This window comes from Halococcoides cellulosivorans (genome assembly GCF_003058365.1).
Taxonomy (GTDB): Archaea; Halobacteriota; Halobacteria; order Halobacteriales; family Haloarculaceae; genus Halococcoides; species Halococcoides cellulosivorans.
This window is the reverse complement of sequence record NZ_CP028858.1, coordinates 521,005-532,996: the sequence shown is the minus strand read 5'-3', so window position 1 is coordinate 532,996 and position 11,992 is coordinate 521,005. Positions and strand designations below refer to the sequence as shown.

General features: G+C 66.3%; 7 protein-coding genes. All 7 read right to left on the bottom strand.

Going from position 1 to position 11,992, the window contains the following annotated elements; all coding sequences use genetic code 11:
- Positions 1–54: 54 nt before the first annotated feature.
- Positions 55–1,779 carry an endo-1,4-beta-xylanase gene (locus HARCEL1_RS02555; RefSeq protein ID WP_108381039.1) on the bottom strand — a complete coding sequence of 575 codons (1,725 nt, stop codon included), beginning with the start codon at positions 1,777–1,779 and terminating at the stop codon, positions 55–57.
- Positions 1,780–1,864: 85 nt separating this feature from the next.
- Positions 1,865–3,523: an endo-1,4-beta-xylanase gene (locus HARCEL1_RS02550; protein WP_108381038.1), complete on the bottom strand. Its 1,659-nt coding sequence runs from the start codon at positions 3,521–3,523 to the stop codon at positions 1,865–1,867.
- Positions 3,524–3,724: 201 nt separating this feature from the next.
- Positions 3,725–5,485 (bottom strand): family 43 glycosylhydrolase, encoded by a 1,761-nt coding sequence (locus tag HARCEL1_RS02545; protein WP_108384055.1) that lies wholly within the window; start codon positions 5,483–5,485, stop codon positions 3,725–3,727.
- Positions 5,486–5,750: 265 nt separating this feature from the next.
- Positions 5,751–7,790, bottom strand: coding sequence for an RICIN domain-containing protein (locus HARCEL1_RS02540; RefSeq protein ID WP_159076987.1), 2,040 nt, complete (start codon positions 7,788–7,790; stop codon positions 5,751–5,753).
- Between the two features lie 5 nt (positions 7,791–7,795).
- On the bottom strand, positions 7,796–8,140 hold the full coding sequence (locus tag HARCEL1_RS13275) for a hypothetical protein (protein ID WP_159076986.1): 345 nt from the start codon (positions 8,138–8,140) through the stop codon (positions 7,796–7,798).
- A gap of 161 nt (positions 8,141–8,301) precedes the next feature.
- Positions 8,302–9,387: a TrmB family transcriptional regulator gene (locus tag HARCEL1_RS02530; RefSeq protein WP_108381035.1), complete on the bottom strand. Its 1,086-nt coding sequence runs from the start codon at positions 9,385–9,387 to the stop codon at positions 8,302–8,304.
- A 213-nt stretch (positions 9,388–9,600) separates the two neighbouring features.
- A complete protein-coding gene (locus HARCEL1_RS02525; protein WP_108381034.1) occupies positions 9,601–11,817 on the bottom strand; it encodes a cellulase family glycosylhydrolase in 2,217 nt (738 codons plus the stop codon).
- Between the last annotated feature and the right edge of the window lie 175 nt (positions 11,818–11,992).

Sequence of the window (11,992 nt, the reverse complement as noted above, 5' to 3'; positions counted from 1 at the left end):
GATCCCCACTGTGCCGATCCGTCCCGCAGACTCAGTCCGTCCCGGCCCGACCCGTCAGACCATCTCGAACAGCGCGAGCACGTCCTGGAGGTCGGCGTCGCCGTCGCCGTCGAAATCGAGATACTCGGCGTTGTCTTGGACCTCTGTCGACTCGGTGGTCTGGAACAGCCGATTCACGTCCGGGAAGTTCAGGTCACCGTCGCCCGAGACGTCCTCGTACAGGCCGTCGCCGTCCGGGTCTGTCGGTGCTGGCTCCGACACCCAGTTCGGACCGTCCGCGGTCGATCCGTCGACGGTGACCGTGATCTGTCGACCGGCGTCCGAGTCGGTGATCGAGACAGTCTCGGTCACCGTGGTGCCGTCGGTCGTCTCGACGCGCACCTCGTGGGTGCCGAGGAACGCGTCGACCGTCGCGGTCCCGTCCTCACCGGTCGTCTCGGCGGTGTCGGTCCACCACTCGTCGAAGACCAGATTCTGATACACCTCGTAGGCGGGCTTGGGGTCCCAGCCCGCATAGAAGAAGGGCCCGTCGTCGCGCCAGTGGTGTTCGTCGCTCCCGCCCGCCGTGAGGAAGGCGTCGGTCGCCTCGTGACTGAACACGGCTTTGAGATAGTCACCGAAGAAGTCGGCCTTCTCGTCGTCGGACCAGTCGTCGCCGGTCGCGTCGTACTCGGTCACGCGCAGGCGCACGCCGTGCTGGGCGTACCGATCGAGGACCTCCAGGGCCTCCTGGGGCGAGACCGTCGTACTCTGCTCGGTGAAGTGACTCTGGATCCCGACGTAATCGAGGTGGCCGTTCGCGGCGAGAAACTCGATCTGACGCTCGTAGTCGCTGCGGGCGTACTCGTAGGACCCTTCCATCGTGTTGTAGTCGTTGACCGCCAGCCCCACGTCGTCGGGCGCGACGTCGCGGGCGTGCTGGTAGTAGTCCGCGAGCACGGGATCGGTGACGGGGTCGATGTCGGGCGCGTCGTCGGGGGCCGGCACCCCGTTGACGGCCTTGATGAATCCGGGTTCGTGGACTACCTCGTTCATGACCTCCCACTCGTCGATCACGGAGCCATACGACGTGCCGTCGTACTCGAAGTCGGCGTAGTGGTCGATGATCGTCTGGACGTGCTCGAAGCTCCGGTCCTCGACGTGTTGGGCGTCGAAGTCGGGGCCGCTCTCGCCGGACTGGTGGTCGAGGCCCATCGCGTCGACGACGTCGCCGGGAATCGGCCAGGCGTTGACGTTGGCCCACAGACAGACGTGCCCCCGAATGTCGAGGCCGTTGTCTTTCGCCCACGCCGTGGCGCGGTCGGCACGCTCCTGATTCTCCTCGAAGAAACGCCACTTGTGGTTGTTCCCGAACCAGACGACGTTGAAGTCCTCTTTCAGCGCCTCGCGATAGGGGTGGCCCGGGTCGGTCTGGTCGAGTAAGTCCGCCGACATCGCGTACCCGAACCAGTAGTCGTGAGACTGCATCGCCACCTCGACGGTCGCGTCGGGCACTGGCTGGCCGTTCTCGTCGACGACTGCGACGGTCAGCAGGCCCTGCCTGTGCTCGCGAATGCGCTCGTCGGCGGCGGCCTCCCAGTCGTCGCTCTGGGCCGTCGCCTGGCCAGCGATCGACCCGGCGGCCCCGGCCATCCCGACACCGCCGATCAGGCGGAGGTAGTCCCGGCGGTCGACGCGGCCACCCCCGGGGTCGGTGCGTGATTCGTCAGTCGCTGCGCGGTCGGCGTCGTCTGTGGTCACCTGTGCGTCCGGATCTGTCGTGGTGTGGTTTCGAGTCATCTGTGAGTCGCGTGTGGCCGGTCGGTCCCCCCTCCGAGACCACGATTCGGTCCGATCGAGTGCCGTCGGGACGGATTCGGGTCGGTCAGACCCGCTCGAACAGCGCGAGGACGTCCTGCATGTCGACGTCGCCGTCGCCGTCGAAATCGAGATACTCGGCGTTGTCCTGAACCTCTGTCGACTCGGTGGTCTGGAACAGCCGATTCACGTCCGGGAAGTTCAGGTCACCGTCGCCCGAGACGTCCTCGTACAGGCCGTCGCCGTCCGGATCGGTCGGCGCTGGCTCCGACACCCAGTTCGGGCCCTCGGTGGTCGGCACGTCGACGGTGACCGTCATCCGTGCGCCCGCGGACGAGTCGGTGACCGCGACCGTCTCCGTGACCGTGGTGCCGTCGCTCGTCTCGACGCGTACGTCGTGCTCACCGAGGAACGCGTCGACCGTCGCGGTCCCGTCGTCAGCGGTCGTCTCGGAGGCGTCGGTCCACCACTCGTCGAGGACGAGGGTGCGCCAGACGTCGAGGGCAGGTTTCTCGGACCAGTCCTCGTCGAAGAAGGGCGCTTCGTCGCGCCAGTGCGTCTCGTCCCACATCCCCCACATCACGAACTGGTCGACATCGGGGTGGCCGTAGGCGGTCTTGAGGAAGGCCCGGAACGCCTCGGCGCGCTGTTGTTGCCCGCTCCAGCCGTCACCGGCCATGTCGAACTCGGTGATCCGCTGGTTGGCGTCGAGCGCGGCGAACCGCTCGAAGACCGCGTCGATCGTCGCGTAGCTCCAGGACTGGCCCGATGGGTTCGTCGACGATCCGAGGTGGGTCTGGTGGCCGATCGCGTCCAGATCGATGCCCTGATCGAGGAGGAACTGGACCTGTTCGTAGTACTCGTCCTGGTCCCACGTCATCGTGTTGAAGTCGTTCGTCGCGGTCTCGACGTCGAGGCCGTTTGCCTCGATCACCGACTCGGCCTCGCGATACCAGTCGGCCAGCAGATCGGTCGTCCAGGGCTTGGTCTGGCTGGACATCGGGTTCTCGGGATCGACGCCCGAATACTCGCCTTGCTGGAGTTTCCCGCGGTGGACGGCCTCGTTGACGACGTCCCACTCCTGGATCTGATCGCCGTAGTGAGTGATGATCTCCCGGAGGTGGGCCATCGTCCGGTCGCGGACGGTCTGGCCGTCACCGTTCTGAGCCGCCGTGAGGACGTCGTTCGGAATCGCGTAGTCGACGCCGTAGACACAGGTGTGCCCGCGGATCCGAAAGCCGTGCTCGTCGAGCCAGTCGACGGCGTCGTCGGCCTGTTGGATGTTGCCCTCCCAGATGGCCCACTTGTGGATGTTCTCCAGAACGGCCGTGTTGAACAGTTCCTGGAGGTACTGGCGGTAGTCGCTGCCCTCCCCGAATCGATCGAGCAGCGTCCCGGCGTTGACCATCGTGCCCCAGTCGAAATCGTGTTCGGTCATCTCGACGTCGACCGACGCGCCCGACACGGGGTCGCCGTTCTCGTCGACGACCTCGACGGTGAGCGGGCCCGTCTGAGTCTCCCGAATGCGCTCGTCGGCAGCGCTTTCGTCGAAGGCCGTCTGGGCCGTGGCCGTCCCGGTCAGCGCACCGACGCCCGCCGTCCCCAGCCCCCCGATGCCGAGGCCCCCGATCGCGCGCAGGTAGTCCCGCCGGTCGACCCGCCCGGTCGATCCGTCCTCGTCCGTCGTCGATTCCTCCCCATCCGGTGATTCGATATCTCGTGTCATGTGCAGAGTCGTCTCACGTCCGTTCCCCCCGCCACCCGGTTCTGTACGGACTCGTTCATCGATACGACAGCTGGCGCCAAAGGATTTTTCCTCGAAATCAGACACCGCGAAAAATTCGGAGTGGAATCATCGAAACGCTCACCCAGACACGCTCGCGATCACACGCGACCGTTCGGATGGCGCCGTCGCGGAGTCGACCGATCAGACCATCTCGAACAGCGCGAGCACGTCTTGCATGTCGACGACACCGTCGCCGGAGAAGTCGTAGAACGCGGCGTCGTCCTGGACCGCCGCCGACTCGGTGTGCTGGAACAGCGTGTTCACGTCCGGGAAGTTCAGGTCGCCGTCCCCCGAGACGTCCTCGTACAGGCCGTCGCCGTCCGGATCGGTCGGCACCTGCTCGCCCAGCGCCGGGGGTCCGTCACCGGGCGTCGTGGGGTCGTCGACCGGCACGAACTCCCAGCGCTGGTGGTTCCCGCCGTTGTCGGTCCACTGCTGGACGGTCGCGCCCGCCGACTCCGAGGCGTTCGCCACCTCGGCTACCTGTCGCCCACCGACCGCATTCCCGCAGGCGTTCCACAGTCGGGACCCGTCGCCGTCGTCGAGGAGCGTCCACCGCTGGGTCGGGTGGCCGTTCGGGTGCCACTGCTGAACGTCGGCCCCGTCGCTGGTGGCGGCGTCCGCGACCTCCAGTGCGAGGCCGGACTCCGCGTTCTCGACGACGTACGCGCCGCCCGATAGTCGGGTGACGATCCACTCGTCGTGCGCACCGGCGTCGTCGGTCGTCACGATCGCACTCGCGCCCGCGTCGGTGCTCTCGACGGCCAGTGCGTGCCCGCTCCGGGCGTTTCGGATCCGATAGGTGCCGTCCTCGATCGGCGCGGGTCGCTGCCCCAGGTTCGGGACCGGCGCGGTCAGACTCGGCGTGCCGTCGCCGCCGACGACCGGCCAGCCGTCGTCGGTCCAGTACACACGGTCGAGGAACAACTGCCGTGCGGGTGGCCAGCCGTACTGGCCGGCGATCTCCGGGCCCTCGGTGTCGTAGGCGTGATAGACGAACCAGTGGTTGCCCGCGTCGTCGACGGTCACGTCGCCGTGGCCCGGTGCGACGAAGCGGTCGTTGTCCCCGAGGTGGGTCGGACCGGCGTTCCACTCGTCGCGCTCCATCATGGGCGTCCCCTCGCGATCGTAGTACGGCCCGAACAGACCGTCCTCCGAGCGCCCGACTTCGATCTCGTAGGTACTGTCGAACCCGTCACAGCAGTCCCCGGTCGAGCCGAAATAGTACCAGGTACCGTCGCGCTCGAAGATGGTCGAGCCCTCGTAGGCACCCCCGACGATCTGTCCGAAGGTTCCCGATCGGTAGTCGCGCAGGTCGGCGGTGAGTTCGACGTGATAGATACCCGCGAAGTTGCCCCAGAAGAGGTAAGGGGTGCCCTCGTGGGCGACGAAATAGGGGTCGATGGTGTTGCCGGGATAAGGGTGGTCGGGATTCGTGAACAGCGCTCCGTGGTCGGTGAACGGGCCGCCGGGGGTGTCGGCCGTCGCGACGCCGATGCCCGTCTGGTCCGCGTTGGCGTCCCGGTCGGCCGGCCACTTCGAGTAAAAGAGGACCCACTGGCCGTCGTGATAGTGGACGTCGGGGGCCCAGATCGACCCCTCGGTCCACCCCGGTTCGGACGCGAACGCCTCGCCCTCCTCGGTCCAGTTCACCAGATCCGGCGAGGAGAGGATCGGCACCAGCGTCTCGTTGGCCGGATCGCTGTAGCTCATGTTCGAGGCGTAGGCCCACCAGGTGCCGTCCTCGGCCCGATGGATCGTCGGATCCGCGAAATCCGGGCCATGGAGTGGATTCTCGTAGGTGGTCTCCTCGGCGCTCTGGGCCGCCGCGCTACCACACGACGCGGCGACGCCGAATGCGCCGACGGCCCCGACAGACTGGAGATACTCCCGGCGAGCCATCGCGACAGTCGATTTCGAAGTCGATTCACCCTCGCCGGTCGGTGCCGATTCCGCTATCGGCTCGGATTCTGTGTCTCGTGTCATGTTTCGGATTCCCCTGTGACACCATGACGAGACGTCACGGACTGATACTTACGTACGACTCCATCCCGGAAATGTGTTTTTATCTTTTAACTACATTAATATAATTTTAAATTGTTAAGTTCGATGTTTTCGTCCCGTCGGCGGTCGTCGGTGTGATCCGCCGATCAGGCACACCGACCGATCAGACCATCTCGAACAGTGCGAGGACGTCCTGCGGATCGACCGTGCCGTCGTCGGAGAAGTCGTAGAACGCCGTGTTGTCCTGGACGGCCGCGGTGTCGGTGTTCTGGAAGAGCAGGTTCACGTCCGGGAAATCGACCCGACCGTTCCCACTGACGTCTTCGTACAGGCCGTCGCCGTCCGGGTCGGTCGGCACCCGCTCGCCCAGCGTCGGTGGCTGGTCGTTCTCGACCGCGACGAAGCGCCAGCGCTGATTGTCGCCACTCCGATCCACCCACTGGTGGACTGTCGCGCCGGCCTCCGAGGACCCCCCGTCGACATCGAGGACCTTCCCGCTGTGGACCGCCTCGATCCTGTAGACGTCGCTTCGGGTCTGTTCGACGTGCCAGCGCTGGTTGTCCGCGCCGAGGTCGGTCCACTGGTGGACGGTCGCCCCGTTCTCGGTACCGCTGTCCGCCACGTCCAGGACCTTCCCGGTAGCAACGTTCTCGATTCGGTAGACGCCGTCTCCGAGGTGGTCGAGCGACCAGCGCTGGTGGCGAGCATCCGCATCGGCCTGCTGGGTGACGGCCGCGCCGTCGTCGGTCGCCCCGTCCGCGACACCGAGGACGTGACCGCTGTGGGCCGCCTCGATGCGATAGATGCCCTCCGGCACCGCCGGCGTCGCCGGCGTGACCGTCACGACGTACGCGTCGGTCGGTGTCGACCAGTCGATGCCGACCATATGATTGCTGCCGGCGTCGGTGACGTAGTCCTGAGCGACCAGCGGGGCTGGCAGCGCGCCGCCGTCCTGGTCGGGTAGGCGCTCGACTTTGACCCGCACGCGACTGTCGCTGATGCGGTCAGGGTTCTGAATCCGCAGGTCGACCTGGCCCGAGACGCCGTGATTTCCCACGACGATCCGCGACTGGGTCTCCTCCGGATTACAGTTCGCCGCCGAGTCGATGCTGTCGGTCGCCTCGGTGCGGACGACCTCACCCCTGGTCTGTCCGTACCGGGCGTACAGCCACCACCGCCCGGTCGGTGCCGCCCCGTCCTCGGTGAGCGTCGCACACAGCGCCGACGTCGCACAACAGTACGACCAGTTCCCCAGTGCGGCGTACTCGATGTCGGACTTCTCGACGCGAGCCAGATCCCACGCCGTGTAGCCCGGACTCTGCCGGTCCGAGGGCACGTACTCGTTGACTTCGAGGTCGAGGTGTTCGAGACCGCGCTCGGCCAACAGGTCCCGCACCGCCGATGCCGTCTCGACTGCGTCGTTGTTGGCCTGGAGGACGTGCCAGTTGAGAATGTCCGGCACGGACCCCGTCTCGACCGTCATATCGAGAAACTGGCCCATCAGATTCCGACTGAAGTGAGTGTGGCCCGGCCCGACGATGCGGGCGTCCGGCTGTCGAGACCGGATATGCTCGACACCGTGTTGCCACATCTCGTGGTACTGCGATCTGGATCGGGGCCAGAAAATATCGATGTTCGGTTCGTTCCAGATCTCGTACTGGATCTCGTCGCGCGCCATCCCGGCGGCCTCGACGTCGTCCATGATCCGGTCGAGGAAGTCGTAATAGCTGCTCCAGTCCCCGTCGTCACCCGGGTGTGGGTCGGTGTCGGCCTGCGTGGCGTCCGCCCCCCACAGGTCGCTCATCCGGATGCAGTACTCGGCGTCGGATCCACCGCTCGTGACCCGCTCGTACTGCTGGACGATCGAGTCCCAGCGGGCCGCGTACCCGCTCTCTCCGGCCGTTCCCCAGCCACCACTGGCGATTCGGGCGCCGCCGCCGACCTGGAGGCCGTGATCGATCGGTTCGAGCCACGCGCTCGACGGCTCCGAGCCGTCCGCGCTCAGCCCATAGAGCAGTCCAGACGCCTCGTGTCGGGCCGGGTGGACGGGTGTCGCGAGGTCCACGGTCGGTTGGGCCGACTGCCCGGCGGCGGTCCCCGAGAGTCCGGTGCCGGTGAGCCCCGCCATGCAGAGACTCCCAGCGCCGAGCCGTCTCAACAGCCCACGGCGCTCTATCGGATCGAAGCCAGGTTCGTCAGACACGAGTATCACCCGACCAGCGCGAGGACGCCGTCTCCGCCGCCGTCGAAGGCGTCGGTGCTGTCCCCGTCGCCGTCGAGGGCCTCGACGCTGTCCCCGTCGCCGCCGGGGCCGTCGACGCTGTCCCCGTCGCCGCTGGGGGCGTCGACGCTGTCCCCGTCGCCGCTGGGGGCGTCGACGCTGTCCCCGTGGCTCGCGCGCGGCCGTTTCTTTCTCTGTTCATGGCGGTGATTGTAGACCGGCAGGGAGTTACAAAAACGCCGCGGCGATTCCCGACGACGTAGTTCGTCACAGTTCGGTCCGTGCTGTCCGAATCGGGGATTCGGGTCAGTCCGCCCGGAGGTGACCGACACGGCCGACCGATCACCGTCGAGACGGCGGCGCGTCCGGATCGATACGGCCCCAAGACCGTTTCAGGTGCGCGCCCCCACGGCCGCCGCCTCCCGACGGCCCGACCGTCGCGTCCCTCCACGGGAATCGACCGTCGCCAGGCGTGGTGAGCGACGATCGGGACTCAAGAGTCCACATCGCTGCCCCGCTGAAGTGTCACCCTGGTCGCGACGAAGTCTTCGAACATCGCACCCGGACCGGCGACGGTCACCTCACCCGTGTCGGTATCGATCGTCATCGACTGTTCGAAGAGGAACGATTTCCGATACGGTTCCACGATCCCCTGTCGGACCGCGGAGACAGCGCCCTCGATCGTGGTCCTGGTGTCGCGATCAGAGCGGTCCCGCTCGATGGGGCGCGTCACGACGGTCGCGTGGAGGTCGGTCCCTGCGCTACGGTGGAGTGCAGCGTGAACGACCGCCGGAGTGAACCCCTCGAACGTGGCGGGCAGCGACACTGGCTCGGGCACGGCGCGCTCGACGCCGAGCTTCCACTCGTATTCGAGAAACGACGCACAGATCCGGGGCGTGACGTACTCGCCCTCGACTGCCAGTGCCGGACCGAACCGCTCGTCGGCGTGATGGTCCATAGCCTCGGGCGTGCCGACGAGCGCCCGGAAAGAGTCGACAGCCAGGGCGAACTGGTGGAACAGGTCGAAGTCCTCGCGCACCCGAACGACGCTCGCGATCTGCTCGAACGGCTGCGACAGCCCGGCGACGTCTTCGGTGAACACCAGGACGATCACTCCCCGTTCGCGGGCCGCCTGCAGGTCCTCGGCCAGCCGTTCGACGAGATCCGCTGGCGCGGTCACGAACACCAGCTCGTCGGCCGCGGCGATCAGTGATCGGGTGCGGTCGAGCACGGTGGCCGTGTGTTTGATGACCTCGACGCCACCGATCGGCTCGTCCGGCCCGCCGCGGTGCTGGTCGATCTCGGTGACGATCGTCTTCTGGCGGCGCTGCATGATCTCGGCGACCTCCTCCGACGGCGTCGCCCGGATGAGTGTCGGCTGATACTGGTCTCGAACGTCGACCAGGCCGACCTCCGCCAGTCGCTCACTGACGCGGTAGACGTGACGCCGCGAAACGTCTGCTGTGTCTGCGATCTCCGAGGCCGGTGCCTGGCCCGCCTCCAGCGCGGCGAGGTAGACGTCGACCTCTGTGTCGGAGAATCCCCAGCGCGTCAGCGCCTCTGTGAGCGATCGTGTCATCTCTCGAATGTCCCCTGTGACGCCGCAGGACGGTTCTGTCACAGTCCACAGTCGATACGGGGTCGAGAGCCAAATGTATTTTTTATAATTTAAATATATATTTAAAGTATTCAACCAGGATAATATTAAATTATTTCGACGTGGATAGGGCGGCCAGCACCCGGATTCAGATGCTCCAGAGCGCAGACGCGAGCGTCGAATCGATCGGGTCGATCAGACCAACTCGAACAGCGCGAGCACGTCCTGCATGTCGACGACACCGTCGCCGGAGAAGTCGTAGAATCCGGCGTTGTCCTGGACCGATGCCGACTCGGTGTTCTGGAACAGCGTGTTCACGTCCGGGAAGTTCAGCTCACCGTCGCCGTCGACGTCCTCGAAGAGCGTGTCGCCGTCCGGATCGGTCGGCGCGTTCGCACTCCCGCCGACGGCCGGCGGGGCCGCCGGCTCGTCGGAGCCGTCACCGACGGTGAGTTCGACGGTCCCGACCTGGACGGCCCAGGCGGCACTCCCGCCAGTGAGGACGAGTTTTACGCGGTCGACACCCTCGGAGAACCCGGTCTTCGAGTGCAACTGACTCGACCAGCCACCGCTGCTCGGCGGGCTGTACTCGGTCCGGCGGACCTCGACGGCCTGCCAACTCGCCCCACCGTCGGTCGACTCGTAGTACTCGATATCGCCGCCCTCGGAGGCGTTCTCGTGGAACTCGACGGCCAGATCGAGGAGGTCCCCGTCGACGCGATACACCATCGCGACGTCCTCGGCGGCGCTCCGGTTGATGCGGGCGTCGTCGGCCTCACCGTCCGGCCGGACGAAGTACTCGGGGTTGGTCGTGTCGGTCGTGAGCGCGTCCAGATCGGACGCCTCTGCCAGCATACTCGTGTCCGCACAGGGGTCGACCACCGTCGAGACCTCGCTCGGCAGCGTCGCGAGCGTCACCGTCTCGCTCGAGGCCGAACGCGTCCCGTTCACGTCGACCGCACGGACTGCGAGGGTGTACTCGGTCGACGGATCGAGGCCCGTCACGGTCGTCGACGTCGTCCCCGCGGGGAGGGTCGTCGCCTCCTCACCGTCGAGGGTGACCGCGTAGTGGTCCGCCCCCGCGCCCCACCCGACGGTCGCGTTCCAGACCACGTCGATCGAGGTGTCGGTCCGCCCGGAGAGGCCGACGCCGGTCGGGGCCGACGGGGCGTCGGGTTCGAGGGCGGTACCCGATTTCGCACGCGCCCGAGCGCCGTAGTCCTGGACGATCGAGAGCGTCTCGGTGTCGTCCTCGTAGATCCCATGGGTCGGACTGTCGAGTCGCGGCGGACTCTCACGAGAGCCGTCGACGACCTGCCAGACCATCGCGCCCGCGGCGTCTTCGGTGTCGAGCGTGTCGTACCAGTCCTGGTAGTAGCTGTTCCGCTCGCTCATCGAGACGTCGCTCGTCGAGAGTCCGAACTCGCCGGCGTAAGCGGGCTTGCCGATGGTCTCCTGAGCGTCGACGTGGTGTTGAGCGATCCAGTCACTGCCGTTGTCCGCCCCAAGATTCCACGCGATGGGGTACATGTGGTACGAACAGCAGTCGATGGTGTCGACCTGGTGTTGGGCGACGTAGTCGACGCCCTCGTTCGCGCGGTACGGATACGAACTGCCGTGCTCGCCGCCGGTGTAAAAGCCCTCGCTGCCCGTCGAGACGAGGTGATTGGAGTCGATCGATTTGATGTGGGCGGACATCTCCTCGACCCAGCCCGTCAGCTCCTCGACCGAGAGCGACGACGCCCGCGGTTCGTTCGCGAGTTCCCAGACGGCGATGGCCGGGTCATTGCGGTACTCGACGCCAGTGATCGTGTTCTCCCGCGTGAGGACGTACTCGACGTAGTCCTTGTAGAGCTGTTTGCACTCCTCGTTGGTGTAGAAGTCGTCACCGCTGGACGCACCGTCAACCCAACTGACGTACTGGCCTTTCCCGCCGTACTCCTCCCAGTTGTTGACCAGCGGGAGCACGAGTTTGATGCCGTACTCGCCGGCTTTCGCGACCAGTGAGTCGAACCGCTCGAAGGCCTCCTCGTTGTATTCGCCCGGTGAGGGCTGGAGGGTGGGCCCGTGTTCGCTCTCGCCGTCGTTGAACCCCCAGGTCCGCACGAAGTTCAGCCCCAGGCGATCGTACAGCGAGAACACCGTGTCGTGCAACGACGGCGTCCCGTAGTACGTGTCCATCAGCCAGAAGTTGTTCGACCCGTTGAGATAGACCGGCTCGCCGTCGATGACGAACTGTGCGCCGTCGGTCTCGACGAACGAGTCGTTCGGTGCTGCCGCGGCAGTGCCAGACAGCGAGGCCGTCCCGATGCCGGCCGCCAGCGCTGTCGCACCCGCCGCCCGCAAGAAGGTTCGTCGCGTCGTTCGGTTCCGCTCTGCTCGGTCGGACGTAGTGTGATCTCGGACTGTCATGTGTGACGTACACGCACGGTCCCCTCGCCAGTGCTGCGTACAGCTAATTTATGTTCTTCGGCATCATAAATTATCTGCATACCGTCTCGGACGGAGCGCGCCCGTCCTACACTCCTACCGCCCGAGGCAAGCGATATTGCGACCCATTCCCGGTGTGACTCGACCCGCAGTGTGA